The organism is Streptomyces blattellae (assembly GCF_009709555.1).
Classification (GTDB): domain Bacteria; phylum Actinomycetota; class Actinomycetes; order Streptomycetales; family Streptomycetaceae; genus Streptomyces; species Streptomyces blattellae.
The window spans coordinates 133,068-158,756 of record NZ_WJBG01000120.1; the positions used below are offsets into that span (position 1 = coordinate 133,068).

Genomic DNA, 25,689 nt, shown 5'->3' on the forward strand with positions numbered 1-25,689 from the left:
CAATGTCACCTGAATCACCCTGTTCCGCTACTTGGAGTCAGAGCGCCTCCTGTGCGCTGTCTGTATGCGCTGGGCTGTCGGACGTACGAAACACGGGTTTTGTGGCACTCCATTCCGATTTGCTTCTTCTTCGGTGCTTTCAGTGCCAAGATGCTGCTGCTCCGTTCGGAGCGCCTCCCCCGCTGGCTGCTGCCTCCGCCCTCTGGCTCTTCCGCACCTTCGGAGTGACGACATGACCCCTGACCCGACCCGGCGCACGGTGCTCCTCGCCACGGGCGCGGCGGCGCTTCTCGTGGGCTGCGGCGACTCCGGCGACGATGAGGGCACCTCCCCCGGCCAGGAGCTGGCGAAGACGACCGACATCCCGGTCGGCGGCGGCACGATCTTCAAGGACGAGAAGGTCGTCGTGACCCAGCCGAAGGAAGGCGACTTCAAGGCCTTCTCGAACATCTGCACACACCAGCAGTGCCCCGTGGCCAGCGTCTCCGGCGGCACCATCAACTGCACCTGTCACGGCAGCAAGTTCAGCATCGAGGACGGCTCGGTGCGGCATCCCCCGGCGACGAAGGCCCTGCCCGCGAAGCAGATCACCGTGGACGGAGACTCGATCCGCCTGGCGTGAACCGCCCGTGCGCTGCCGGGCATGCCGCCCGGGGCCCTCGCGACCACACTGGCCCTGCGCGGCGCGTTCCTCTCCCGTCAGGCCCACGAGACGCTCGCCCGGTAGGCCCTGGGCGGGCGCCGCAGGCTCGACAGTGACGTCCGCAATCACGGCGCCCCGCGCTGGAAGCCCACGACGCATCTGCTGCGCCTGCTGATGAGCGCCGCGACCTGCTGCGCACGGACGAGCCAACGATCGACGTCGAGTCCTGGATGACCCGCCTGGCTTGCCTGGCTTCCGAGACGGACGCGGCGTCCCGCCGCAGCCCACTCTCCGCCCAGCCGGACCGGCGGCCCGTCGAGGACGGACTTCCTCGTCCGCGTCCGCCGCGCCTCGGCCCTGGGCGTCCGGCGGGGCTGACGCCGTCGATCATTCTCAAGCGTCCCAGAGCGCCCCGAGGGTCAGCAGGTCGCCTCGGTACTCGATGCGGTCGGCCCACTCCGTGGGCCATGCGCCGGCGCCGAGGTACGCCCCGGCGAACGCGCCCGCGAGGCAGGCGATCGAGTCCGAGTCGCCGGAGGAGCAGGCGGCGCGGCGCAGGGCGGTCACCGGCTCGCCGGCGAAGAGCAGGAAACACAACAGCCCGCTCGCCAGGGCCTCTTCGGCGATCCAGCCCGCACCGGTGGCCAGGCACGGGTCGGTCTCGGGCGACACGGTCCGCACGGCGTCCCGGAGGCGGTCCAGGATGGCCAGGCACTCGTCCCAGCCGCGCGCGATGAAGTGCTCGGCCGTCGCGTCCTGGCTGCGCGTCCACAGATTGCCGAGCCAGCGGTGGTGGTACGTGGAGCGCTGCTCCAGGGCGTACGACCGCAGCAGCCCGACCAGTCCGGTCGGCTCGGCCCCCTCCGCCAGCAGTCGTACCGCGTGCGCGGTGAGGTCGGACGCGGCCAGCGCCGTCGGGTGCCCGTGGGTGAGCGCGGACTGCAACTGGGCGGCGCCCGCGCGCTGTTCGTCGCTGAGGCCGGGGACGAGACCGAGGGGCGCGACGCGCATGTTGGCGCCGCATCCCTTGGAGTCGATCTGGCTGGCCTCCTGCCAGGGGCCATCGCCCTCCAGCAGGACACACGCCCTGATGCAGGTGTTGCCGGGGGCCCGGTTGTTCTCCGGGGAGCGGTTCCAGGCGATGAACTCCTGCCTTACCGACTCGGCCATCGCCGACGGCTCCAGCACTCCCCGGTCCATCGCCGTCCGCAGCCCCTTCCCCAACGCCAGCGTCATCTGCGTGTCGTCCGTGACGATCGCCGGCCTCGGCAGCCCCATCTCCCGCCAGGGGCCGAACTTGGCGAGGATCGACGGTACGTCGTTGAACTCGGTGGGGTAGCCGAGCGCGTCGCCGAGGGCGAGTCCGGTGAGGGCTCCGGTGGCGGCGCGCTTGGCGACGGTCGTGGTGGTCACTGGTGGACCCTTTCTGTTGCGGGCACAAGTGGGGTGCTCGTGGTCATGCGGGGCGTCCTTCCCGGGACGGTCGGAGCAGGGGCGGGTGCAGGGCGGTGGCTGTGCCGGCGCGGTACAGCGCGGCCGGTTTGCCGCGGCCACCGGTCAGGCGGGCGGCGCCGGGGACCGGTTCGACGAAGCCCGGCGTGGCGAGCACCTTGCGCCGGAAGTTGGGCCGGTCCAGCGCGGTGTCCCACACGGCCTCGTAGACCTGCCGCAGCTCACCGAGGGTGAACTCGGGCGGGCAGAAGGCGGTGGCGAGGCAGGTGTACTCAAGCTTGGCGCCGACGCGGTCGTGGGCGTCGGCCAGGATCCGGTCGTGGTCGAACGCGAGCGGCTTCGCCGAGTGGTACGGCACCCAGCGCGCCTGCGCCGCGTCGCTGCCGGCGTGCGCCTCGGGTGCGTGCGGCAGCAGCGCCGCGAACGCGACGGACACGACCCGCATCCGGGGGTCGCGGCCGGGCTCGCTGTAGGTCCGCAGCTGCTCCAGGTGCAGCCCCGAGACGTCCACCAGTCCGGTCTCCTCGGCGAGTTCACGCCGGGCCGCCGTCTCCGCCGACTCGTCCGGTGCCACGAAGCCGCCGGGCAGCGCCCATCGGCCGGCGTAGGGCTCCTGCCCGCGCTCGACGAGCAGCACATGGAGTGCGCCCGCGCGCAGGGTCAGGACGGCAAGGTCGACGGTGACGGCGAAGGGCTCGTACGCGTACTTGTCGTAGCCGCTCGGCATGGTCACGTCCGCTCGCCCCCTTTATGGTCAGCGCGACTAATAGTCACTATGACAATAAAGGGGGCGGCGGGACCGCACAACCCCTCAACACGAGCCGCCCAGCCACGGAATGCCCGTCACAGGCGCCCTCAGCGGCTCCTCAGCCGCCCTGAGGGCGTTCCCAGCCTGGCGGGGCAGCGGACGGGCGCGTACGGCTCTCCAGCGCTGCCAGGAACGTGCTGGTGGCGATCCGGTGCAGCCGGGGCCGCGGCGGAGGCCCGGCCCTCGCAGCCGTCGTAGGACCGCCACGCCCGCAGACACGTCGTGCGCGAGCAGCTCCCGCCGGTACGGATCCCGCTTGCTCCGTCACCGGCGAAGACCGCCGGGAGCGCGAAACCGAACAGGCCAGCCCCGGAGCACATCCGGAACCGGCCGTCATGCGGCGAGATCTAGAGCTCGACTTCCTTCAACAGCATCCCGACCTCCGTGTTCGACAGCCGTCGCAGCCAGCCCGACTTCTGGTCGCCCAGGGTGATCGGCCCGAAGGAGGTGCGGACGAGCTTCTCCACGGGGAAGCCGGCCTCCGCCAGCATCCGGCGGACGATGTGCTTGCGGCCTTCGTGGAGGGTGACCTCCACGAGGTAGTTCTTGCCGGTCTGCTCGACGACCCGGAAGTGGTCCGCGCGGGCGTACCCGTCCTCCAGCTGGATGCCGTCCTTCAGCCGCTTGCCCAGGTCGCGCGGGATCGGGCCGACGATGGCGGCGAGGTAGGTCTTCTTCACGCCGTACTTGGGGTGGGTCAGCCGGTGTGCCAGCTCGCCGTGGTTGGTGAGCAGGATGACGCCCTCGGTCTCCGTGTCGAGCCGGCCGACGTGGAAGAGCCGGGTCTCGCGGTTGGTGACGTAGTCACCGAGGCACTGGCGCCCCTCCGGGTCCTCCATCGTCGACACGACACCGGCGGGCTTGTTCAGCGAGAAGAACTGGTACGACTGCGTGGCGACGGTCAGCCCGTCGACCTTGACCTCGTCCTTCTCCGGGTCGACCCGCTTGCCCTGCTCCAGGACGATCTCGCCGTTGACCTCGACCCTGGCCTGCTCGATCAGCTCCTCGCAGGCCCGCCGGGAGCCGTAGCCCGCGCGCGCGAGCACCTTCTGCAGCCGCTCGCCCTCCTGCTCCGCGCCCGGGAAGGTCTTCGGCGGCTTGACCTCCTTCTTCCCGGCGTACCGTTCCCGGTTGCGCTCCTCGGCCCGCGCCTCGAACTCGCGTGAGCGCGCCGGGGCCGTACGGCCGCGACCGCCGGACTGGCCCTGCTTCGGACCGCCCTTGGCGCCCCCGCGCGCGGAGGTGCCGCGCCCCGACTTCGGGCCGTCCTGAGTGGCACCGGGACCCACGTCGTAGCGGCGCTCCTCGGGGCGGGGCTTGCGGGGGCGGCCCTGACCCTGGCCCTGCTTCTGGTCCCTGTTGTTGCCGGCGCCGCGGTAGTTGCCCCGCCCGCCGGTCCCGCCGCTCTTGCCGCTGCCGCTGCTTCGCATCAAAGTTCCGTCTAGTCGTCTGCGTCGTCACCCGGCGCATCGGGTGCGTCCGGGTCGAACGACGGCACCCCTTCCTGGGTCTCGGCCTCGATCGCCTCCGCCTCCGGGAGGAAGGGCGCGAGTTCCGGGAGCTCGTCCAGGCCGCGCAGGCCCATCCGCTCCAGGAAGTAGTTCGTCGTCGTGTACAGGATCGCACCTGTTTCGGGTTCCGTGCCCGCCTCCTGGACCAGACCCCGCTGGAGGAGGGTGCGCATGACCCCGTCACAGTTGACTCCGCGCACCGCCGAGACCCGGCTGCGGCTGACCGGCTGCCGGTACGCCACGACCGCGAGCGTCTCCAGCGCCGCCTGCGTGAGCCGCGCGGTCTGGCCCTCCAGGGCGAGCCGCTCCACGGCGGGCGCGTACTCGGGACGGGTGTAGAAGCGCCAGCCGCCCGCGACCAGCCGCAGCTCGAAGCCGCGCCCCTGCACGGTGTAGTCGTCGGCCAGCTCCCGCAGCGCCTTGGTGATCTGCCGTTTGGGCCGCTCCAGTATCTTCGCGAGGTGCTCCACGGTCGCGGGTTCGTCGACGACCATGAGGACGGCCTCCAGAGCGGGCTTCAGCTCCAGGCCTGCGACGGCACGCAGCCCGGCCGGCAGTTCGGTGGTCTCCTCGCTCACGCCTTCTCCTCCTGCTCCTTGGGCGGCTCGGGCGGCCGGTCGAACTCGTCGGTCACCATCGGCTCCGCGTCCCCCGCCCCACCGGTCCAGCGCACCATCAGCTCCCCGAGGGCGGTCTCCTGCTCCATCGCCACGGCCTTCTCCCGGTACAGCTCCAGCAGCGCCAGGAAGCGGGCTACGACCGTCAGCGTGTCGTCGGTGTCCTCGATCAGCGAGCGGAAGCTGGCCTCGCCGAGCTCCTTCAGGCGCGCGACCACGATCCCGGCCTGCTCCTGCACGCTGACCAGCGGTGCGTGGATGTGGTCGACGTACACCTGCGGCTTGGGCTTGGGCTGCATCGCCTTCACGGCGAGCTTGGCGAAGCCTTCCGCCCCGATGCTGATGACGACCTCGGGCAGCAGCTCGGCGTGCTGGGGCTCCAGGCCGACGGTACGGGGATGGCGGCGCGCTTCCTCGTCCAGCCGACGGCTGAAGATGTCGGCGATCTGTTTGTACGCGCGGTACTGCAGCAGCCGCGCGAAGAGCAGGTCACGCGCTTCGAGAAGCGCCAGGTCGGCCTCGTCCTCGACCTCCGCGGAGGGCAGCAGACGCGCCGCCTTCAGATCGAGCAGCGTGGCCGCGACGACCAGGAACTCGGTCGTCTGGTCGAGATCCCAGTCCGGGCCCATCGCCCTGATGTGCGCCATGAACTCGTCGGTGACCTTGGAGAGAGCCACTTCGGTGACGTCGAGCTTGTGCTTCGAGATCAGCTGGAGGAGGAGGTCGAAGGGGCCTTCGAAGTTGGCCAGCCGGACCTTGAAGACGCCGTCGTCGGCTTCCTGGGCCTCGGAGGGGACCTCGGACGGTTCGTCAGCCTGCGGCCCGTTCTCCGGTTGGCCACCGTCGTGCCCGCCGGCCGGTGCCGACAACGCGGCCTCGGGCGACGACTCGCTCTCCGCCGCAGGCTGAAGGGCCTCCGCCTCCGCGGGAGGCGAAAGCGGCGGCTCAACCGGCGGAGCCACAGGCCCACGCCCCAACGCACGCCGACGACCAGCGGAGCCGGACGCGGGGGTGGGAACGTCGTTCGAGGTCATAGCCCCCGCAGGCTACCGCTACCGTCCACGGAGCCGGCGTACGAGAATGCTCGCGTCCCCACGCGACTCCAGGTCGGCCAGCACGACGGCCACCGCCTCGCGCACGATGCGCCCGCGGTCGACCGCCAGGCCGTGCTCACCGCGGAGCACCAGACGCGCGTGCTCCAGGTCCATGAGTTCCTCGGCGGACACGTACACGGTGATCTTCTCGTCGTGCCGCTCCCGGCCGCTGGGCCGGCGCGCGGCGGCCCGTCCCCCGCGCTTGCGGGGCTGAGCGGATGCGGCCGCCGCAGCACCGCCAGAACCTTCCTGCGCCGCCTGACGCCGCGCGGAGCGCTCCGCGGCGGCGGCCCGGCTTCGGGACTCGCCGGCGTCGGCAGGCTCCGCGTCGGCCGCGACATGCTCGGCCCCCTCGCCGTCACCGCCCTGCGCGGGCACCGACTGCGGCGCGTCCTCCGCGACAGCGGCGTCGCTCTCCCCCGCCGGAGCCGGCACCCGGGCCTCGCCGTTGGCCTGGCGCCGGGGAGTGGACGCCTGAAGCGCCATCCCCCCTGTCGTACGGAACAGTTCGTCGGCCCCCGGCAGACTCACTCGGCGTGACACCGGGCGAGCACCTCCCTGGCGAGCTGGCGATAGGCGGCGGCACCGACGGAGTTGGAGGCGTACGTGGTGATCGGCTCACCGGCGACCGTGGTCTCCGGGAAGCGGACCGTGCGGCCGATGACCGTGTGGTAGACGTGGTCGTCGAACGCCTCGACGACACGCGCGAGCACCTCACGGCTGTGCACGGTGCGCGAGTCGTACATCGTGGCGAGGATCCCGTCGAGCTCCAGCTCCGGGTTGAGCCGCTCCTGGACCTTCTCGATGGTCTCCGTCAGCAGCGCCACACCACGCAGGGCGAAGAACTCGCACTCCAGCGGCACGATCACCTTGTGGGCCGCCGTCAGGGCGTTCACGGTGAGCAGGCCGAGCGAGGGCTGACAGTCGATCACGATGTAGTCGTAGTCGGCCATCAGCGGCTTGAGCGCCCGCTGCAGCGTGGACTCGCGCGCGACCTCGGACACCAGCTGTACCTCGGCGGCCGACAGGTCGATGTTGCTCGGGAGCAGGTCCATGTTGGGGACCGCGGTCTTCAGAAGGACCTCGTCGGCCGCCATGCCCCGCTCCATGAGCAGGTTGTAGACGGTGAGGTCGAGCTCCATCGGATTGACACCGAGGCCGACCGACAGCGCGCCCTGCGGGTCGAAGTCCACGAGCAGGACTCGGCGTCCGTACTCCGCGAGCGCGGCACCCAGGTTGATGGTCGACGTCGTCTTGCCGACGCCGCCCTTCTGGTTGCACATCGCGATGATCTTCGCGGGACCGTGGTCGGTCAGCGGACCCGGGATCGGGAAGTACGGCAGCGGCCGTCCGGTCGGGCCGATGCGCTCGCGGCGCTGGCGGGCAGCGTCGGGCGCGAGCGTGGCCGCGTACTCGGGGTCGGGCTCGTACTCCGCGTCGGGATCGTAGAAGTGCCCGTCGGGCATTTCGTCGTAGTCGGCGAAGTGGTTGTGGGGCGTGCCACTTCCGTCGCCGGCCATGGCGTTCACGTGATGGCCATCCATGCTCTGGTGTGCTGGCTGAGTCACACCTGACTTCAAGTGACTCTGTTGGGCTGCGAAGGTGCGCACAGCTACGGAGCCGACAGCCTCGAACCCCGCGGGGCGCTCGGCCCGTGCAGGGATTCCTGGTTGACCACCCCCGGGAGAAAATGTCGACTCATTCACAAGTCGTCTTACCTCCTTGGTGACCAGGGAACTTCTAGACAGGTCAGCGTGGCACCATGCCGACGGTTGGCGACTCTATGGCGTGTCGGGCGTCCGCAGCAACACAATCCGCCGGACCCGGCAGGATGTGTCGGCAATGAAACATCCCTCTGTCAAGGGCGTACGGCAGTCGCACGGCAGGTTTCACCGGTGTACGAATCGGTTCAAGGGTTACGTTCGAGGCGAGTTGACCGAGAGCCGCAAAGTGACCATACACACACCCGACCGGACCTTGTCGGACAAGGTCCGGCCTGGTGGGCGAGGTTGACGTGGCGTATTGACGTATCGCCTTTACGAAAAGGTGACTTAGCCGTGCGCGCCCGCTCGGCGTGGATCAGCCGAGCAGGGAGTCCAGCTCCACATGCTCCAGCCCGTGCGCACCTGCGACCTCTCGGTGAACAACCTTGCCGTCATGGGTGTTGAGGCCCTTGGCGAGCGCGGGGTCACGGCGCAGCGCCTCGGCCCAGCCGCGGCCCGCGAGCTCGACGATGTACGGCAGCGTCGCGTTGGTGAGCGCGTAGGTAGAGGTGTTGGGCACCGCTCCGGGCATGTTGGCGACGCAGTAGAAGACCGAGTCATGGACGGGGAAGGTCGGCTCGGCGTGGGTCGTCGGACGTGAGTCCTCGAAGCAGCCGCCCTGGTCGATCGCGATATCGACAAGGACACTTCCCGGCTTCATGCGCGAGACGAGTTCGTTGGTGACCAGCTTCGGCGCCTTGGCACCGGGGATCAGCACGGCACCGATGACGAGGTCGGCTTCCAGCACGGCCTTCTCCAGCTCGAAGGCGTTGGACATGATCGCCCGGACCTTGGTGCCGAAGACCTTGTCCGCCTCGCGCAGCTTGTTGATGTCGCGGTCGAGCAACGTGACATGGAAGCCCATACCGACGGCGATCTGTGTGGCATTCCAGCCGGAGACACCGCCGCCGATGACGACGGCCTTGGCGGCCTGCGTGCCGGGGACGCCACCGGGCAGGACGCCCCGACCGCCGGCCGAGCGCATCAGATGGTAGGCGCCGACCTGCGGGGCGAGCCGGCCCGCGACCTCGGACATGGGGGCGAGCAGCGGCAGGGCCCGGGTGGGCAGCTCGACGGTCTCGTAGGCGATCGCGGTCGCGCCGGACTCCAGCAGCGCGTGGGTGCACTCCTTGGACGCGGCCAGGTGCAGGTAGGTGAAGAGCGTCTGGTCCTTGCGGAGGCGGTGGTACTCCTCGGCGATGGGCTCCTTGACCTTCAACAGCAGGTCTGCGGCGGCCCACACCTCGTCGGCGGTGTCCAGGATCTGGGCACCGGCGGCCACGTACTCGGCGTCCGGGATCGAGGACCCGGCACCGGCATCGCGCTCGACGACGACCTGGTGACCGCCGCGCACCAGCTCATGCACGCCGGCAGGGGTGATGGCCACCCGGAACTCGTTGTTCTTGACCTCGCGGGGGATGCCGACCTTCACGTCGATCACGGTCCTTGGCTCAGAGGGCGCATTACAAGACTTACCCGGACGTGCACGGGCACACCAGGAGACACCGCAGGAGAAGGTGCGGCAGAGCCAGTCTAATAAAGGTGTACCCGCTGTCTAGCCTTTCATTGCATCAATCTTTGCCAGATGTACTGCGGATTTCGCAGGCGTTAGCGCCTTGTTCCGGCTCTGGATCACTCTCCGGGAGCTCCTCACCCAGCATGCGTTCGGCCGCCCCGCGATGCAGCCGCGCGGCGGTCGAATCGCCGAGGCGCTCCAGCGTGTCGGCCAGCCTGAGCTGCAGCGCGGCCTGCAGCCGTACGTCCTCCGCACGTCGCGCCCACTCCACCGCCTCCTGGCAGGTACGCAGCGATTCCTCGGGGCGTCCCGCGTACTCCTGGACTCGCGCCAGCTCGCTCAACGCCCGCGCCTGGGCGGCCACATCGCCGTTCTTGCGGTACCCGGCGACCGCGGCACGCCAGCAGCGCAGCGCCTCGCCGTAGCGGCCCGCATAGGTGTGGGCCGCGGCGATACGGCCGTACAGCCGGGCGATGTCCTCGCGCTCGTCGCGCGCCAGCCGCTCGGCGAGCGCCCGGCCGAACCAGTCGGCGGCCCGGTCGTAGTCCCCCAGCTCCTGGTGCGCGCCGCCTACGGATTCCATCGCGCGCCCGGTGGCGTACGGGTCGTTCGCCTGGCGTCCGGCGTCCAGAGCCGCGCGATAGCGGACCAGCGCCTCGCCCGTACGGCCGGTCTGCGCGTCCAGATCGCCGAGGTTCAGCAGCGCGGCGGCCTTCTCGCGGGGCAGCTTGCGGCGCTCGGCGACATCGAGGACCAGGCGGTGGATGTCGTAGAGGTCGGATGCGGCGGCCCGGGTGCCGAAGTGGGCCGCCATCGCCCGCACCAGCTGGGACATCAGGCGCCGGGCCAGGGTGTCCAGCTCCCCGTCCGCGACCGCGAGCCGCGCCGACGCGAGCAGGGCGGGCCTGCGGACGGTCAGCCAGTCGGCGGCGGCGCGCGGGCTGGAAAAGCGCAGGGAGCGCGGCATGCCGAGGAGTTTCTCCCGGGCGAGCGGGCTGTCGGTCTCGGTGATCGCCCGGCACGACTGCAGCAGCCGTACGGTCCGCTCCAGCATGCGGGCGCGCGCGAGCTGGAGTTCGGCGGGGCGGTCGTGGGTCTCGGTCAGCCCCTTGAGCAGGGGGTGCAGACAGCCGGGTACCTGGTAGTGCGGCAGCGGCGCGGCCAGGTTCCGCAGCAGGCCGAGGGAGACGAAGTCGTCCAGGGCGGTGTGGGCGCTGTCCACCGAGCAGCCGGCGAGCGCGGACGCGGTGTGCGGGTCGACCAGGCCGGCCGGGGCGAGGGAGAGCAGGCGCAGTATCCGGGCTGCGGTGCTCGGCAGGGACCCGCAGGCGAGCCGGAAGACCCGGCTGAGCGGCGTGCCCTCGTCACCCTCCGCATGCAGCTGCTTGGCGAAGTCGGCGACGGCCGCCTTCGGGCGGGCGGCGAGCCAGCCGCCGGCCAGCATCAGCGCGGCGGGCTGGGCCCGGCACTCCTCGACGAGCCCCTCGGCGGCCCTCGGGTCGACGGTGATGCGGACCGAGCCGGTGTGCCGGGACAGCAGCTCGACCGCGGACTTGGTGTCGAGGCCGCCCAGGGTGCACGGGCGGACGTCCGCGATCCCGGTCAGCGGGCCGCCGGACACGGCGACGACCAGGCATTCCGCGGTGTCCGGCAGCAGTGCGTCGACCTGCTCCGCGGTGGCGGCGTCGTCGAGCAGGAGCAGGACACGCCGGTCGGCGAGGGCGGTGCGCAGCACCTCGGTCAGGTCGTCGTCGCGGGCGCCGGGCGGGGTCGGCAGTTCCAGGGCGGTGAGCAGTTCGCGGGCGGCGTGCTCGACGGGGACGGGACTGCCGTCCGGCTCGCTCAGACGCGCCCGCAGCACACCGTCCCGGTAGCGGTCCGCCACCTGCCGTACCAGTTCCTCGGCGAGTGCGGTGCGTCCCGATCCTGGCCTGCCCGCGATGAGCAGCACGCGCGCGCGTGGGGCCTTGCGGCCGGAGAGGGTGTCCAGTCCGGCGCGCTCGATGTCGGCGCGCAGCTCCTTCAACTCCCGTGTACGGCCCAGGAATCGAGGATCCGCAGCAGTGTGTGCGGACAGCTGCACTTCACCGGTGTCCACCGCCTGATCCGTCACGGGCCACACTCCCGTCCCACCACACGTGCAAACCCGCCGGGACTCCGGTTCGGGCAGCTTCAGAGCCTAGTTCACGCTCTGCAACGTTCCGTGAGGAGCGCGGCGGACACGTCGCCCGATCGGATCAGCCGATGGTCACACCGGGGTGGCCTCACCGGGTTCAGGCCTCGAAGGGACGCGCCGGCCAGGGCGCGTCCGCGGGACGCAGTGCGTCGAGTCCGTCACCCTGCTGGGCGGCGACCAGTGAAAGGACACCCACGACCAGGCAGTTGTTGTGCAGCTCGCCCGCGAGCACGCCGCGGACCAGCTCGTCGACGGGCACGCGCGCGTACTCCAGATTGATCTCCTCGTCCTCGACCTCGAAGCGCTCACCCTCGGCGTCCGACAGATCCCGGGCCAGGAAGATCCGTACGGCCTCGTCGCAGCCGCCGGGCGTGGTGTAGACGTCGGTCAGCACCCGCCAGTCCTCGGCCTTGACGTGCGCCTCCTCGTACAGCTCGCGCTGGGCGGCGTGCAGCGGGTTCTCGCCGGGGACGTCGAGCAGGCCGGCGGGGATCTCCCACAGCTTCTGCCGCACGGGGTGGCGGTACTGCTTGATCAGCAGGACACGGCCTTCGTCGTCGAGGGCGAGGACGCCCACGGAGCCGGGGTGGACCTGGTAGTCACGGCGGACGACCGAGCCGTCGGGCATGACCACGTCGTCGGTGCGGACGGAGGTCTTGTTGCCCACGAAGGGGGTCTCCGTCGCCCGGATCTCCCACTCCTCGGGAGTGTCCTTGATGGTCATGCCATGTCCTTCCAGACGTACAAGAAAAACCAGACATACAACAAAAACCACGTGCAAGAAAAAAACCGGGGCGCGACCTTGAAGGTACGCACCCCGGCAACCGTACAACTGGTGTGTTACTCGGAATTCTTCCGCGCGCCCTCAGCCCGCTGGCGCTCGACCGAGGCCTTCACCAGCCCGGCGAACAGCGGATGCGGACGTGTCGGACGCGAGCGCAGCTCAGGGTGCGCCTGGGTCGCGACCAGGTAGGGGTGGACGTCACGCGGATACTCGACGTACTCGACGAGCTTGCCGTCCGGCGAGGTGCCCGAGAAGACGATGCCGGCCTTCTTCTCCAGCTCCGCGCGGTAGGCGTTGTTCACCTCGTACCGGTGGCGGTGCCGCTCCTCGACGTACTCCTTGCCGTCGTACACCTCACGCACGAGGGAGCCCTCGGCGAGCTTGGCCGGGTACATGCCGAGCCGCATGGTGCCGCCCATGTCTCCCTCGCCCGCGACGATGTCGAGCTGCTCGGCCATCGTGGAGATGACCGGGTGGGCGGTGGCGGAGTCGAACTCGGTGGAGTTGGCGTCCGAGATGTCGGCGAGGCTGCGCGCGGCCTCGATCACGATGCACTGCAGACCCAGGCAGAGTCCGAGGAGCGGGATCCTGTTCTCACGGGCGTACTTGATCGCGCCGACCTTGCCGAGCACACCGCGGTCGCCGAAGCCGCCCGGGATGCAGATGCCGTCGACGTCGGCGAGCTGCGCCTTGGCGCCGGACGGGGTCTTGCAGTCGTCCGAGGTGACCCACTTGATCTTCACGCGGGCCTTGTTGGCGAAGCCGCCCGCGCGCAGCGCCTCGGTGACCGAGAGATAGGCGTCGGGCAGGTCGATGTACTTGCCGACCAGGGCGAGGGTGATCTCATGGTCGGGGTTGTGGACGCGGTCGAGCAGGTCGTCCCAGGTCGTCCAGTCCACATCGCGGAAGGGCAGGTCCAGCTTGCGGACCACGTAGGCGTCCAGGCCCTCGCCGTGCACGGTCTTGGGGATGTCGTAGATCGACTTGGCGTCGGGGCAGGCGACCACGGCCGACTCGTCGACGTCGCACATCAGCGAGATCTTGCGCTTGATCGCGGTGGGCACCTCGCGGTCGCAGCGCAGCACGATGGCGTCCGGCTGGATACCGATGTTCCGCAGGGCCGCAACCGAGTGCTGGGTCGGCTTCGTCTTCAGCTCTCCCGAGGGGCCGATGTACGGCAGGAGCGAGATATGGACGACGAAGACGTTGTCACGGCCGACCTCGTGCCGGACCTGGCGCACCGTCTCCAGGAACGGCAGCGACTCGATGTCGCCGACCGTACCGCCGACCTCGGTGATCACGACGTCGACCTCGTCGGTGGCCATGCGGCGGATACGGTGCTTGATCTCGTTGGTGATGTGCGGGATGACCTGCACGGTGTCGCCGAGGTATTCGCCGCGCCGCTCCTTGGCGATCACCGTGGAGTAGACCTGCCCCGTGGTGACGTTGGCGGAGCCGTCCAAGTCACGGTCGAGGAAGCGCTCGTAGTGTCCGATGTCCAGATCCGTCTCGGCGCCGTCGTTGGTGACGAAGACCTCACCGTGCTGGAACGGGTTCATCGTGCCCGGGTCGACGTTCAGATACGGGTCGAGCTTCTGCATCACGACGCGCAGGCCCCGGGCCTTGAGCAGCATGCCGAGGCTGGAGGCCGTCAGGCCCTTGCCGAGCGAGGAGGCGACACCCCCGGTGACGAAGATGTGCTTGGTCGTCGTGGCTGTGCTATTTCGAAAAGCAGCGGGCGGCATGGCCAAGAGGGGGCTCCCGTGGTCGCGGTCTGGATTGCGTTCCGGGGTTTTTCTCCCACCGGTCCACGGGCTACCAGGGTATCAGCGCCCTGGGGCGGCGACTTCCGGCCACGCTCCGCACACGGATGGGCACGGACACGTACTGCTTACTTCTTTCTCACCCGTTGCTCACCCGTTCGGCGCACCCGCGTTGCCCGGAGCGGCACACAGATCATCTACGTGCGTCGTATCCTGCTCGGACACTCGCTGCCGAGCCCGGCCGGCAACACGGCACCACCCCAGCCCGTACGCACCGGAACAACAAGAGCTCGTCAGTTCGTTGAGCAACGACTGTCGTTTTGCCTCATGGCATGAGCGACTGCTTTGCTTCACCGCTCAACGACGCATCACAACGATCCCTTAACCGCACCAGCGACAGCCCCCTTGTGGGGTGACGTGGCCGTTCGACTGGAGTTGCACGTGGCCGGGCGCATCGAAGACTACGCACTCATCGGAGACATGCAGACCGCTGCCCTGGTCTGCCGGGACGGCACAGTGGACTGGCTGTGCCTGCCCCGCTTCGACTCGCACGCCATCTTCGCCGGTCTGCTGGGTACCGAGGAACACGGCTTCTGGCGGCTCGGCCCCGCGCACGCGGCCGACGCCGAGCCGCCCACCGCGGCCCGGCGCACCTACCGCGGGGACTCGCTGATCCTGGAGTCGGAGTGGGACACCCCGCGCGGCACGGTCCGGGTGATCGACTTCATGCCCCCGCGTGACGGCGCACCGCAGCTCATCCGGATCGTGGAGGGCGTCTCGGGCCGCGTCCCGATGCGCTCGGCGCTCAGGATGCGGTTCTCCTACGGCCGGATCGTCCCGTGGGTGCACCGGCACGAGGGCCGTACGGTGGCCGTCGCGGGCCCCGACTCCGTGTGGTTCGACACATCCGCCGAGACCTACGGCAAGTCGCTCACGACGTACTCGGACTTCACCGTCGCACCGGGCGACCGGATCGCGTTCACCATCTCCTGGGAGCCCTCGCACAAGGAGCCGCCGCCGCTGCCGGAGCCCGAGCAGTCGCTGGAGGCGACCGAGGAGTTCTGGCGCGAGTGGGTCGAGCAGTGCACGTACCACGGCCCCTACCGTGAGGCGGTGATCCGCTCGCTGATCACGCTCAAGGCGCTCACGTACGGCCCGACCGGCGGTATCGTCGCCGCCCCCACCACCTCCCTGCCGGAGGAGATCGGCGGCGTCCGCAACTGGGACTACCGCTACACCTGGCTCCGCGACGCGGCGATCACGCTCTCCTCGCTGCTGCGCACCGGCTACCGCGAGGAGGCCCGCGCCTGGCGCGAGTGGCTGCTGCGCGCGGTCGCCGGCGACCCCGAGAACCTGCAGATCATGTACGGCATCGCGGGCGAGCGCGAGCTGGGCGAGGCCGAGCTGGACTGGCTGCCCGGCTACGAGAACTCCGCCCCGGTCCGGGTCGGCAACGGCGCCGCGCACCAGCTCCAGCTGGATGTGTACGGCGAGGTCACCGAGGCCCTGCACCTCGCGCACATGACGGGCCTGGCCCGCAACGACTACGCCTCCCTGCTCCAGCTCAAGCTGATCCGCTACCTGGAACGGCACTGGGACGAGCCGGACGAGGGCATCTGGGAGGTGCGCGGTCCGCGCCGCCACTTCGTGCACTCCAAGGTCATGGCCTGGGTCGCGGTCGACCGCACCATCAAGCTGATCGAGTCCGGCGACGCGGACGGCCCGCTGGAGCGGTGGCGCGAGCTGCGCGACGACATCCACCGGGACGTGTGTGAGAAGGGTTACGACAAGGAGCGCAACACCTTCACACAGTCCTACGGCTCGAAGGAACTGGACGCCTCGCTGCTGCTGATCCCGCAGATGGGCTTCCTGCCGCCGGACGACAAGCGCGTCATCGGCACCATCGAGGCGATCCAGCGCGAGCTGTCCACGGCGGACGGCTTCATCCTGCGCTACCCGACGTCCGGCGAGGACGAGGGCGTCGACGGTCTCCCCGGCGACGAGGGCGCCTTCCTCGCCTGCTCGTTCTGGATGGCCGACGACCTGGCGATGATCGGCCGCGTCGACGAGGCCCGCAAGCTCTTCGAGAAGCTGCTGTCCCTGCGCAACGACCTCGGTCTGCTGGCCGAGGAGTGGGACCCGCGCCTCCAGCGCCAGGTCGGCAACTTCCCGCAGGCCTTCAGCCACGTTCCGCTGATCGACACGGCGCTGCGGCTGACGGCGTCCGGGGCGTACGGCGGCTGAGCGCTCCGCTGGATGTGCGGCTCCGCCGCGCGGGCGCGACCAGCCACGACGGTGCCGCAGACGATCGACCGCATGACGCGGCACATCCAGCGGAGCGCTTAGGCTGGGAGCAAGCGATTGCCCCGCACGGAAGGGGGCAAGCCATGGCTTCCCTCTCGAAGGCGGGCGCGGCCCTTGCCGCGCTGCGCGAGGATCTCGCCGGTGATGTGTTCGCCCCGGGGGATCCCGGCTACGACGACGCCCGGGTCGTCTTCAACACCATGATCGACCGACGGCCCGCGGTGATCGCGCAGTGCGTGGACGAGGACGACGTCGTCCGTTCCGTGCGCTTCGCACGCGAGCTGGATCTGAACATCGCGGTGCGCGGCGGCGGGCACAGTGTGGCCGGGATGGCGCTGAACGACGGGGGCCTGGTGGTCGACCTGCGCCATATGCGCGCGGTCACCGTCCACCCCGCGGCCGAGGCGGTACGGGTCGCGGGCGGGGCCACGATGAGCGATCTGGACCGCGCCACCCAGCCCTACGGCCTCGCGACCACCGGCGGCCGGGCCTCGACGACCGGCGTCGGCGGCTTCGTCCTCGGCGGCGGCACCGGCTGGCTGGACCGCTGCTGCGGGCTCGCCGTCGACAATCTGCTCGGGGTGGAGCTGGTCACCGCCGACGGCAGCCGGGTGCACGCGACCGCGCATGACCACCCCGAGCTGTTCTGGGCCCTGCACGGCGGTGGCGGCAACTTCGGCATCGCCACCGCGCTCACCCTGAAGCTGCACGCGTTGCCCGAGTTCGCCGTCGCGCTGCTGCTGTACCGGCCGGAGTTCGCGCCCGCGGCCGTCCGCACCTTCCGCGACGTGATCGAGTCCGGCCCGGACGAGGTGGGCGGCGGCGTCCTGTACTTCACCGGCCCGCCCGAGGAGTTCGTACCGCCGTCTCTGGTCGGCGAGCTGGTGTGCGGCGCGCTGATGACGTACACCGGTTCCGAGCAGGACCTGCGCAAGTACGCCGATCCCTTGCTGGCGCTGGAGCACGAGGCGGAGATCGTCGGCGCGATGCCGTACGCCGAGGTGCAGCGCATGATCGACGATCCGCCCGGGATGCGGCACTACTGGTCGGCGGAGTATCTGACCGGCGCACCGGACGACTACGTGGCCGTCTTCTGCACGGGCGCCCAGGGCATGCCCGTGCCGACCGGCACCCAGTACGTGCTGCTTCCGCAGGGCGGTGCGATCGCCGCCGGGCCGCACGACTATCCGGTGCCCTACCGTGACGCGCCGTGGGCGGTGCACCCGTACGGCATGTGGCAGGACCCGGCGGACGACGAGCGGTGCATCCGGTGGGTCCGCGACGTGCGCGCCGACGCCAGGCCGTGGAGCACCGGTGCCGTCTATCTGAACTTCATCGGCGACGAGGGACCGGAGCGCGTGATCGCGGGTCTGGGCGCCGAGAACCAGCAGCGGCTCCAAGCACTGAAGCGGCACTACGACCCCGACAACGTCTTCCGCTTCAACCACAACATCAGGCCCGCTTGAGGGCCGCCGGCGTGCGCTCCCCGCCCGGGACGCCCGTCTGAACCGGCGGCCTCGGGCGGCAGGGCGCGCAGCAGGGTGCCGGGGTGGAGATGTTGCGGGAGCGTCCGCGCAGGTACCGTCCGCTGCATGGACAGCCGCGGGGACAGCCGTTTCGAGAGCCAGGGCGCCGGGATCACCGTTCAGCGGGCGCTGGAGCTGCCCGGGCTGCGCAGCGGACTCCCCGAAGTGCTCGCGGGCGCCGACCGGCTCCAGCGGACGGTGCGCTGGGTGCATGCGGGCGAGGTCCCGAACATCGCCTCGCTGCTGAAGGGCGGCGAGCTGCTCCTGACGACGGGGTACGGGCTCGGCACCCGTCCGGCCGACCAGCGGGCGTTCGTCCGCACGCTGGCCGACCGCGGCATCGCGGCCCTGGTGGTGGAGCTGGGCCCGCGCTTCGACCGCCTGCCCGCCGCCCTCGTCGAGACGGCCCGCAGCGCCGGGCTCCCCCTGGTCCAGCTGCACCGCGAGGTGCCGTTCGTCGCGGTCACGGAGGAGATCCACACCGAGATCGTCAACGGCCACTACGCGCTGCTGCAGCGGGCGGAGGAGGTGCACCGGCGGTGCACGCAGGCCCTGCTGGGCGGTGGTGGCGTGCCGCAGGTGCTCGGCATCCTGGCCGACTTCAGCGGCAACCCCGTCTTCCTGGAGACGACGGACGGCCGGCTGCTGTACGCCGCCGGTGCCGGGCCCGAGGGCGCGGATCCGCTCCAGGTGTGGGAGGGGCTGCGCGGCCAGCACAAGGACGCCCCGCCGCCGGCCGGGTCGGTGCTCGTGGACGTGCCGGGCGGCGGGCCGGGAGCGGGGTCGGTGCGCGCCCGTCTCGCCCTGCTGCCCGTGCGCGCCCCGCTGGCGCCCGTGCACCGGATCGCCGCCGAGCGGGCCGCCGGCCTCCTGGCCGTGGTGCTGATGCAGGCCCGCCAGGAGGAGGAGCTGGCCGCACGCGGTCGCGGAGACTTCCTCACCGACCTCGCGCAAGGCCGTATCACCGCACAGGACGCGCCGGCGCAGGCGCGTGTGCTGGGCTTCAAGCCGGGTGACAGTCCCCTGCTGCCCGTCGTGATGCGGCTGGGCGAGGCGTTGTCGCCCGGCGGCGGCTGGGCGGTGCTGGCGCGTGCGGTTTCGGAGGAGCTGGCGTCGGTGGGCGTGCCCGTCCTGTTGGGCGTACGACCGGTGGAGGGCCGGGTCCTGGTGCTGCTCGGGCTGCGTTCCGAGTCGGAGCGGGCGCCCGTCGCGGACCGGGTCGCGGCGGCGCTGCGGGCAGGGGTGGAGCGGGCCGGGATGCGGCGGCCGGGGGCGCAGCCGCCCGTCGTGGTCGTCGGGGTGGCGGGCGGCTGGGCGGCGGCGTCGGCGGGCCTCAGGCACGCGGCCGAGACGGCGACGGCGGCGCAGGGCCTGACGGACCGCCCCTGGTACGACGCCCGCCGCCTCGACATCGACCTGCTGCTGTGGCGGCTGCGCGACCATCCGGACCTGGCGGCCTTCGTGGACCGCGCGATCGGCCCGGTCCGCGACCACGACAGCACGTCCAAGCCGCCGCTGCTGCCCACCCTCCAGACGTACCTGGCCCACGCGGGCCGCAAGGCGGAGACGGCCCGCGAGCTGCATCTGAACCGGCAGACCCTCTACAACCGCCTCGCCCGCATCGGCGAGTTGCTCGGCACGGACCTCGACGACCCGCAGACGGTACTGGCGTTGAGCCTGGCGCTGCGCGCCCGTCGGCATGTGCCTTAGATCATGGGTGTCGGCTGCGTCAACTCATCGTAGACACTGAGGACTTGGGCGACCGTCTCGTCCTCGGTCGGCCAGCTGGCGGCCTGCCGTGCGCCCTTCTCCTTCAGCAGCTCCCGGCGTTCGGGGTCCGCGAGCAGCCGCACTACGGCGTCGGCGAGCGCTTCCGCGTCTGCGTACGGCACGAGTTCGGCGGCGTCGCCGACGAGTTCGGGGTTGCCGCCGACGGCTGTGGCGACGAGCGGCACGCGCGCGTGGAGGGCCTCCTGCGCGAGCAGGGAGCGCGACTCCCAACGGCTGGGCAGCAGGGCGAGATCGGCGGCGGCGAGCAGTTCGCCCACGTCGTCGCGGAGCCCGATGAGCCGGACCGGCAGCTCCTCGTCCTCGATCCGCCGCTGGAGGTCGGCCCGCAGCGGGCCCTCCCCGGCGATCACGACGAGCGGCACGGGGTCGAGGCGGCGCCACGCGCGCGCGGCGTCCAGCAACGTGTCGTAGCCCCGATGCCGGTCGAGGGAGCCGACGGCCATCAGCAACGGGCGGCCGGTCGCGCCGAGTTCGGCGTGGGCCTTGGGACGCAGCCGGTCGGGGTCGTCCGGCTCGATCGGCCGGGGCCCGGGCAGGGCCACGGCGGCGAGCCGGGCGTCCCGCGCCCCGGTGCGGCGGGCCAGGTCCACCAGGTCGGAGGACGCCCCGAGCACCACGGACGCGGCCCTCACCACTCGACGCTCCAGCACCCGCAGCAGATGGGCCCGGGCCCCTTCGGCATGCGTGCGGTTGTGCCACGTCACGACGAGCGGAGTACGCCGCCCGCTGAGCGCGAGCACGGCGCGGAAGGAGGCGTGCAGCCCGTGCGCGTGCACCAGGTCGGCGCCGGCGCACGCCGCCCGCAGCGCGGCCACGGAGGTCGGATCGCTGCTGCGCGGCACATGTACATGCTCGGCTCCGGCACCGGTGAAATCGTAGGCGCGGTCGGCCTCGGCGGGGGCGCACACGGTGACCCGCACGCCCCGAGCGACGAGCCCCGAGGCCAGCGAACGCACGTGTGCGCTGCTGCCGGCGTTGCCTCCGCCCAGCACCTGCACGGTGCGCAGCGGCGACTGGCCGGTCGCTGAATGGCTGCTCACGAGGCTCACGCGGCCGGGGCTCCTGGTTCGGCGTCGGGCGGTCACGAAGAAACGTACCGAAGGAACGTACAGAAGGATCGAGCGGAGGGGTGTACCGCCTGGACCCCTACGCATGCGACGTACAACACCAAGGATGCCAGGCCGTACGGACGTTCCGGCAACGCAGAGGTGACACAGCCGCACGACGCGGCCCCGCGCTCACTCACACGAGTGAGCGAGCCGCCTCGCTGACCTGGTCCCCGCAGACCGCGGCGGCCACGACGGCGACGGCGTGCGCCGCGAGCCCCGCCCGGCCGTTGCTCGCGACGACCGCGGCACCGAGCGCCGCGCCCAGCGCGTGCACTCCCGTGTCGCCGAGCATCGCCCGCTCACCGAGATCGTCGGGCAGCACGGCAGCGGCGGCTCCCACGGCGACGGCGGCCAGGTCGGCGCCAGGACCCTTGCGCAGCAGGCCCGGCGCCCCGAGAAGGAGCACCGCCCCCGCGGCTCTTCCGGGGCGTACGTCCACGAGGTTGACGAAGTGCGCCGCTCCGGCGATCACGACCCCCGCGAGCACCTTGTCGACCGGCTTCTCCTTGAGCAGCGCACCGGCGACCAGACCGGCGGCTCCGATCCCGAACAACTTGACGGCGCCGCTGGTGACTTCACCCCGCCGGAGCGCGGACAGATGGGCCCGGAAACCCCGCCGGTGGTCACCGGCGACGTCGTCATACGCCCCGCACGCCCCGGCGGCGGCAACGGCGAGCCCGGCAGCGGGTCGGACGTGTGCGGTGCCGAGCGTCGCCGCCACTGCCGCCGCCGGCCCGGCGTACAACTCGACGGTCCGCCCGGCGTAGTTCGTGCGATGCCAGCCCTTGCCCGGGGCCTTGGCGCGGAGGGCGGCGGCAGTGGCGCGGGTGAGAAGGGCGGACAGGCCGAGTCGGGTGGTGATCATCCGTACAGCCTAGGTCCACCGCTCCACGTCCTCCCCCAACGCGGCGGAGCCGCACATCGATACAGCGCCGGGGAAGCGCTCAGACGTCCGCCCGAGCCGTCGCCAGCAGTTCCTCCGCATGCGCCCTGGCCGTCTCCGAGTCCTCCTGGCCGGCCAGCATCCGGGACAACTCCCGGATCCGTTCCTCCCCTTCGAGGACCTTCACACCGGACCGGGTTACGGACCCGTCGTTGGTCTTCTCGACGAGCAGCTGCCGGTCGGCGAACGCGGCGACCTGCGGCAGGTGCGTCACGACGACCACCTGCGCGGTCCTGGCGAGCCGCGCCAGCCGCCGCCCGATCTCCACGGCCGCCTTGCCGCCGACGCCCGCGTCGACCTCGTCGAAGAGATACGTCGGCACCGGATCGGTCCCCGCGAACACGACCTCCACGGCCAGCATCACGCGCGACAGCTCACCACCGGAGGCGCCCTTGGCGATGGGCCGGGGCGGCGCTCCCGGATGCGGGGCGAGCAGCAGCTCGACCTCGTCGGCGCCCGCCGGCCCGTACGCGACCGTACGACCGCCGACCTCGACGCCCTCGGGGTCCTCGGTCTGCCGGATGTCGAACGACACGCGCGCGTGCGGCATGGCCAGCGACGCCAGCTCGGCGGTCACCGCGGCGGCGAACCGCTCGGCGGCCGCCGTCCGCGCATCCGTCAAGGCCTGTGCCAGTCCGCCCAGTTCGGCCCGCAGCGCATCCCGCTCGGCGATCAGCTCGTCGAGCCGCTCGTCGTCGCCGTCCAGCTCGGTGAGCCGCGCGGCCCCCTGCTCGGCCCAGGCGAGCACGGAGGCGACATCCTCGCCGTACTTCCGGGTCAGGGCGCTCAGAGCGGCCCGCCGTTCCTCCACGGCGGCCAGCCGCAGCGGATCCGCGTCCAGATCGTCGGCGTACCCGGCCAGTTCCCCGGCCACATCCCCCAGCAGGATCCCGATCTCCCCGATCCGGTCCGCGAGCGCGGCCAGCGCCGGATCGTGCGACCGGACCGCGTCCAACGCCCGCTGGGCGCCCGCGACGAGCGTCGCCGCGTCGACCCCCTCCGGATCCTCCGGATTGCCGGCGAGGGCGGCGTGCCCGGCCGTCGCGGCGGACGCGAGCGCCTCCGCGTGCCCCAGCCGCTCGGCCTCCTCCGCCAGTTCGACATCCTCACCGGCACGCGGCTCGACACCGGCGATCTCCGCGAGCCCGTACCGCAGCATGTCGGCTTCCTGAGCCCGCTCACGCGCCCGCGTGGTGATCTCGTCCAGCTCCGCGGAAACGGCCCGCAGCCGCCGATACGCCTCCCCGTACTCGGTCAGCGGCCCGGCGACGGCCTCCCCCGCATACCGGTCGAGCGCCTGCCGCTGCCGGGACAGCTTCAGCAGCCCCTGCTGATCGGTCTGCCCGTGCACGGCCACCAGCTCATCGGCCAGCTCCGCCAGCACCCCGACCGGCACACTCCGTCCACCGAGATGCGCCCGCGACCGCCCTTCGGCGGAAACGGTACGGCTGATCAGCAGCGCCCCGTCATCGAGTTCCGCCCCGGCCTCTTCGGCGCGTACGGCGGCGGAGGCACCCGCGGGCACGCCGATCCGCCCCTCCACGACCGCCTTCCCGGACCCGATCCGCACGAGCGCCGGGTCGGCCCGCCCGCCCAGCAGCAGCCCGAGACTGGTGACGACCATGGTCTTACCGGCACCGGTCTCACCGGTGACAGCGGTGAACCCCGGCGACAACTCGACGACCGCGTCGTCGATGACTCCGAGCGACCGTATCCGCATCTCCTCCAACACGGACACGACCTTACGAGGTCGGAGAGCGGAAGCGCGAGGCACCCTGTCACCCAGGGGAGTGGACCGATGGCCGTATCTCAGTGAGGCGCCCCCCGCCACCCGGAAACCGGCAACGCGAACTTGGCCACCAGCCGATCCGTGAACGACGCATGGTGCAACCGAGCCAGCCGCACCGGCACCGCCCCCCGCCGGACCTCGACCCGGGCCCCCGCGGGCAGCTCCACCGTCCGCCGCCCGTCACACCACAGCACACCCGGCGGGATGTGCGGCAGCATCTCCACCGCCAGCACAGAATCCGGCGAGGTGACCAACGGCTTGGCAAACAGCGCATGCGCGCTGATCGGCACCATCAACAGCGCCTCGACCTCGGGCCACACCACAGGTCCACCCGCGGAAAACGCGTACGCGGTGGATCCGGTCGGCGTCGACAGCACGATGCCGTCGCAGCCGAACCCCGTCACCGGCCGCCCGTCGATCTCCAGCACGACCTCAAGCAGCTTCTCGGCGCCGGCCTTCTGCACAGCCGCCTCGTTCAGCGCCCAGTCCGTATGCACGATGTTGCCGTTGCTGTGCACGACGACATCGACGGTCATCCGCTCCTCGACCTCGTACGCCTTCGTCACCACCCGGTCGACGACCTTGTCGAGATCGTCCCGCTCGGCCTCGGCGAGGAACCCGACCCGCCCGAGATTGACGCCGAGCATCGGCACCCCGGACGCCCGCGCGAACTCGGCGCCGCGCAGCAACGTCCCGTCGCCGCCCAGCACGATCAGCAGCTCACACCCGTCGAGGCACTGCGGGGTCGCCTCCTTGACCAGCTCCACCTCCTCGGGCAAGGGCAGGTCACGCGCCTCGTACTCCAGGACGCGCACGCCGATACCCTCCCGCAGCAACCCCTTGACCACGAGTTCGGCGCTGCGGATCGCCGCAGGCCGGCCGGTGTGGGCGAGCAGGAAAACAGTACGAGCTCGGTTCTGTGTCAACGCGGCCCCTCCGCCACTGCACGGTCAACGTCGGCCGGGTCCAGTTCGGCTGCGCCGGCCCGCAGCCACAGAAAGTACTCGACATTCCCGGAGGGCCCGGGCAGCGGACTGGCGGTGACGCCGTTCACGCCGAGCCCGAGATCCCAGGCCCGCCGGGCGACACCCCGTACGGCCTCGGCCCTCAGCTCCGGACTGCGCACCACACCCCCGCTCCCCAGCCGCTCCTTGCCCACTTCGAACTGCGGCTTGACCATCATCACCAGATCGGCGTCCGGTCGCACGCACCGCACCAGGGCGGGCAGCACCAGTCCGAGCGGGATGAAGGACAGATCCCCCACGACAAGATCCACGGGCTCCCCATCGATCGCCTCAAGCGTCAACTCGCGTACGTTCGTACGGTCCTTGACGGTGACGCGTTCATCGCTCTGCAGAGTCCACGCGAGTTGTCCGTATCCGACGTCCACGGCGACGACATGAGCGGCCCCGGCCCGCAGCAGGACGTCCGTGAAGCCACCCGTGGACGCGCCGGCGTCGAGCGCCCGCCGCCCCTCGACGACGAGTCCCCGCTCCATGAAGACCTTCAGCGCGCCGGCGAGCTTGTGGCCGCCCCGGGACACGTACTCCGGGTCGCTGTCGTCCGTCTGGACCACGATCGCCGCCGCGGTCTCCACCTGCGTGGCCGGCTTGGTCGCGACGGTCTTGCCGACGGTCACGCGCCCTGCGGCGATCAGCTGGCTGGCGTGCTCACGCGAGCGCGCGAGCTTCCGGCGGACCAGCTCCGCATCGAGACGACGGCGTGCGACTCCTGCCACGGTGGGTTCAGCTCCTAATTGCCGTACGAGGTATTAAAAGGTGCGACCCGAAGGGTCTCGTTGAGGGGCGGCGGTCGGGTGACGGGTGGGAGCCGGAGGTGCCGGGCGGGCGTCGAGCGCGGTGAGCGCGTCACGCAACCCCCTGTGTACATCCTCGTACACCTCCATGTGTCCGTCCGTGGCGAGGTGGTCGGCGTCGCCCAGCCGCTCCAGCTGGGCGTCGACGTCGGCGTTGCCGGTGGGGGTGCGGGGGACGTTCAGCGGGACGGGGGCGGCAGGGCCGTACTCGGGTTCGACCGCCGCCGTCTCCTCCTCCGGGATCTCGGTCCCCGGCAGTGAGTCGCTCATGCCCAGACGCTACC

The 25,689-nt window shown here is 71.2% G+C and carries 21 protein-coding genes and 2 pseudogenes; 6 read left to right on the plus strand and 17 right to left on the minus strand.

What is annotated here, in order from left to right:
- Positions 1–51 precede the first annotated feature (51 nt).
- The 3 genes and pseudogenes from GFH49_RS40000 to GFH49_RS40005 all read left to right on the plus strand — a co-directional run.
- Positions 52–236 (plus strand): annotated as a pseudogene (locus GFH49_RS40000) (DUF6529 family protein); the annotation flags it as partial.
- Positions 233–622, plus strand: a complete 390-nt coding sequence (locus tag GFH49_RS10305; protein ID WP_155055517.1) for a Rieske (2Fe-2S) protein — start codon at positions 233–235, stop codon at positions 620–622. The pseudogene GFH49_RS40000 and the gene GFH49_RS10305, both read left to right, overlap by 4 nt.
- 48 nt (positions 623–670) lie before the next feature.
- A pseudogene (locus GFH49_RS40005) lies at positions 671–1,021 on the plus strand (nucleotidyltransferase); the annotation flags it as partial.
- A gap of 15 nt (positions 1,022–1,036) precedes the next feature.
- Here GFH49_RS40005 and GFH49_RS10310 read toward each other — a convergent pair.
- From GFH49_RS10310 to pyrG, 11 genes are all read right to left on the minus strand, one after another.
- Positions 1,037–2,056, minus strand: coding sequence for an ADP-ribosylglycohydrolase family protein (locus tag GFH49_RS10310; RefSeq protein ID WP_155055518.1), 1,020 nt, complete (start codon positions 2,054–2,056; stop codon positions 1,037–1,039).
- A 43-nt stretch (positions 2,057–2,099) separates the two neighbouring features.
- Positions 2,100–2,822 (minus strand): NUDIX hydrolase, encoded by a 723-nt coding sequence (locus tag GFH49_RS10315; protein ID WP_155055546.1) that lies wholly within the window; start codon positions 2,820–2,822, stop codon positions 2,100–2,102.
- 428 nt (positions 2,823–3,250) lie between these two features.
- Entirely contained in the window at positions 3,251–4,333 is a 1,083-nt protein-coding gene (locus tag GFH49_RS10320) for a pseudouridine synthase (RefSeq protein WP_155055519.1), read from the minus strand.
- An 11-nt stretch (positions 4,334–4,344) separates the two neighbouring features.
- Positions 4,345–4,992, minus strand: a complete 648-nt coding sequence (gene scpB / locus GFH49_RS10325; protein WP_155055520.1) for an SMC-Scp complex subunit ScpB — start codon at positions 4,990–4,992, stop codon at positions 4,345–4,347.
- Positions 4,989–6,065 carry a segregation and condensation protein A gene (locus GFH49_RS10330; protein ID WP_155055521.1) on the minus strand — a complete coding sequence of 359 codons (1,077 nt, stop codon included), beginning with the start codon at positions 6,063–6,065 and terminating at the stop codon, positions 4,989–4,991. Before GFH49_RS10330 ends, scpB begins: the two co-directional genes overlap by 4 nt.
- Positions 6,066–6,083: 18 nt before the next feature.
- On the minus strand, positions 6,084–6,668 hold the full coding sequence (locus GFH49_RS10335; protein WP_155055522.1) for a hypothetical protein: 585 nt from the start codon (positions 6,666–6,668) through the stop codon (positions 6,084–6,086).
- A complete protein-coding gene (locus tag GFH49_RS10340) occupies positions 6,653–7,789 on the minus strand; it encodes a ParA family protein (RefSeq protein ID WP_155055547.1) in 1,137 nt (378 codons plus the stop codon). Before GFH49_RS10340 ends, GFH49_RS10335 begins: the two co-directional genes overlap by 16 nt.
- Before the next feature lie 415 nt (positions 7,790–8,204).
- A complete protein-coding gene (gene ald, locus GFH49_RS10345; RefSeq protein WP_196217921.1) occupies positions 8,205–9,329 on the minus strand; it encodes an alanine dehydrogenase in 1,125 nt (374 codons plus the stop codon).
- Positions 9,330–9,459: 130 nt separating this feature from the next.
- Positions 9,460–11,517 carry a tetratricopeptide repeat protein gene (locus GFH49_RS10350; RefSeq protein WP_155055523.1) on the minus strand — a complete coding sequence of 686 codons (2,058 nt, stop codon included), beginning with the start codon at positions 11,515–11,517 and terminating at the stop codon, positions 9,460–9,462.
- A 160-nt stretch (positions 11,518–11,677) separates the two neighbouring features.
- Positions 11,678–12,304: an NUDIX domain-containing protein gene (locus tag GFH49_RS10355; RefSeq protein ID WP_155055524.1), complete on the minus strand. Its 627-nt coding sequence runs from the start codon at positions 12,302–12,304 to the stop codon at positions 11,678–11,680.
- A gap of 116 nt (positions 12,305–12,420) precedes the next feature.
- A complete protein-coding gene (gene pyrG / locus GFH49_RS10360; protein WP_155055549.1) occupies positions 12,421–14,109 on the minus strand; it encodes a CTP synthase in 1,689 nt (562 codons plus the stop codon).
- Positions 14,110–14,568: 459 nt separating this feature from the next.
- Between pyrG and GFH49_RS10365 the strand changes: the two genes are divergently transcribed.
- The 3 genes from GFH49_RS10365 (at position 14,569) to GFH49_RS10375 (ending at position 19,667) form a co-directional block, all read left to right on the plus strand.
- Positions 14,569–16,371: a glycoside hydrolase family 15 protein gene (locus tag GFH49_RS10365; RefSeq protein WP_155055550.1), complete on the plus strand. Its 1,803-nt coding sequence runs from the start codon at positions 14,569–14,571 to the stop codon at positions 16,369–16,371.
- A gap of 143 nt (positions 16,372–16,514) precedes the next feature.
- Entirely contained in the window at positions 16,515–17,897 is a 1,383-nt protein-coding gene (locus GFH49_RS10370; RefSeq protein WP_155055525.1) for an FAD-binding oxidoreductase, read from the plus strand.
- A 126-nt stretch (positions 17,898–18,023) separates the two neighbouring features.
- The gene (locus GFH49_RS10375; protein ID WP_155055526.1) at positions 18,024–19,667 is read left to right on the plus strand and encodes a PucR family transcriptional regulator; all 1,644 of its coding nucleotides are present in this window, start codon (positions 18,024–18,026) and stop codon (positions 19,665–19,667) included.
- Here GFH49_RS10375 and GFH49_RS10380 read toward each other — a convergent pair.
- The 6 genes from GFH49_RS10380 to GFH49_RS10405 form a co-directional block, all read right to left on the minus strand.
- A complete protein-coding gene (locus GFH49_RS10380) occupies positions 19,664–20,797 on the minus strand; it encodes a glycosyltransferase family 4 protein (RefSeq protein WP_155055527.1) in 1,134 nt (377 codons plus the stop codon). The two genes, GFH49_RS10375 and GFH49_RS10380, sit on opposite strands and share 4 nt — an antisense overlap.
- Positions 20,798–20,990: 193 nt before the next feature.
- Positions 20,991–21,722, minus strand: a complete 732-nt coding sequence (locus tag GFH49_RS10385; RefSeq protein WP_155055528.1) for a hypothetical protein — start codon at positions 21,720–21,722, stop codon at positions 20,991–20,993.
- Positions 21,723–21,801: 79 nt separating this feature from the next.
- Positions 21,802–23,520 carry a DNA repair protein RecN gene (gene recN, locus GFH49_RS10390; protein WP_155055551.1) on the minus strand — a complete coding sequence of 573 codons (1,719 nt, stop codon included), beginning with the start codon at positions 23,518–23,520 and terminating at the stop codon, positions 21,802–21,804.
- Positions 23,521–23,609: 89 nt separating this feature from the next.
- The gene (locus GFH49_RS10395) at positions 23,610–24,515 is read right to left on the minus strand and encodes an NAD kinase (RefSeq protein ID WP_155055529.1); all 906 of its coding nucleotides are present in this window, start codon (positions 24,513–24,515) and stop codon (positions 23,610–23,612) included.
- Positions 24,512–25,327, minus strand: coding sequence for a TlyA family RNA methyltransferase (locus tag GFH49_RS10400; protein ID WP_155055530.1), 816 nt, complete (start codon positions 25,325–25,327; stop codon positions 24,512–24,514). The genes GFH49_RS10395 and GFH49_RS10400 overlap by 4 nt, the downstream gene beginning before the upstream one ends.
- Before the next feature lie 33 nt (positions 25,328–25,360).
- On the minus strand, positions 25,361–25,675 hold the full coding sequence (locus GFH49_RS10405) for a hypothetical protein (RefSeq protein ID WP_155055531.1): 315 nt from the start codon (positions 25,673–25,675) through the stop codon (positions 25,361–25,363).
- Positions 25,676–25,689: the final 14 nt, after the last annotated feature.

What these genes read in the sequence shown, in the direction of transcription:
- GFH49_RS10405 (WP_155055531.1), bottom strand. Translation starts at nt 25,675, where the DNA reads ATGAGCGACTCACTGCCGGGGACCGAGATCCCGGAGGAGGAGACGGCG.
- GFH49_RS10305 (WP_155055517.1), top strand. Translation starts at nt 233, where the DNA reads ATGACCCCTGACCCGACCCGGCGCACGGTGCTCCTCGCCACGGGCGCG.
- GFH49_RS10375 (WP_155055526.1), top strand. Translation starts at nt 18,024, where the DNA reads ATGGACAGCCGCGGGGACAGCCGTTTCGAGAGCCAGGGCGCCGGGATC.
- GFH49_RS10315 (WP_155055546.1), bottom strand. Translation starts at nt 2,822, where the DNA reads ATGCCGAGCGGCTACGACAAGTACGCGTACGAGCCCTTCGCCGTCACC.
- pyrG (WP_155055549.1), bottom strand. Translation starts at nt 14,109, where the DNA reads ATGCCGCCCGCTGCTTTTCGAAATAGCACAGCCACGACGACCAAGCAC.
- GFH49_RS10370 (WP_155055525.1), top strand. Translation starts at nt 16,515, where the DNA reads ATGGCTTCCCTCTCGAAGGCGGGCGCGGCCCTTGCCGCGCTGCGCGAG.
- GFH49_RS10385 (WP_155055528.1), bottom strand. Translation starts at nt 21,722, where the DNA reads ATGATCACCACCCGACTCGGCCTGTCCGCCCTTCTCACCCGCGCCACT.
- GFH49_RS10320 (WP_155055519.1), bottom strand. Translation starts at nt 4,333, where the DNA reads ATGCGAAGCAGCGGCAGCGGCAAGAGCGGCGGGACCGGCGGGCGGGGC.
- recN (WP_155055551.1), bottom strand. Translation starts at nt 23,520, where the DNA reads ATGCGGATACGGTCGCTCGGAGTCATCGACGACGCGGTCGTCGAGTTG.
- GFH49_RS10330 (WP_155055521.1), bottom strand. Translation starts at nt 6,065, where the DNA reads ATGACCTCGAACGACGTTCCCACCCCCGCGTCCGGCTCCGCTGGTCGT.
- GFH49_RS10355 (WP_155055524.1), bottom strand. Translation starts at nt 12,304, where the DNA reads ATGACCATCAAGGACACTCCCGAGGAGTGGGAGATCCGGGCGACGGAG.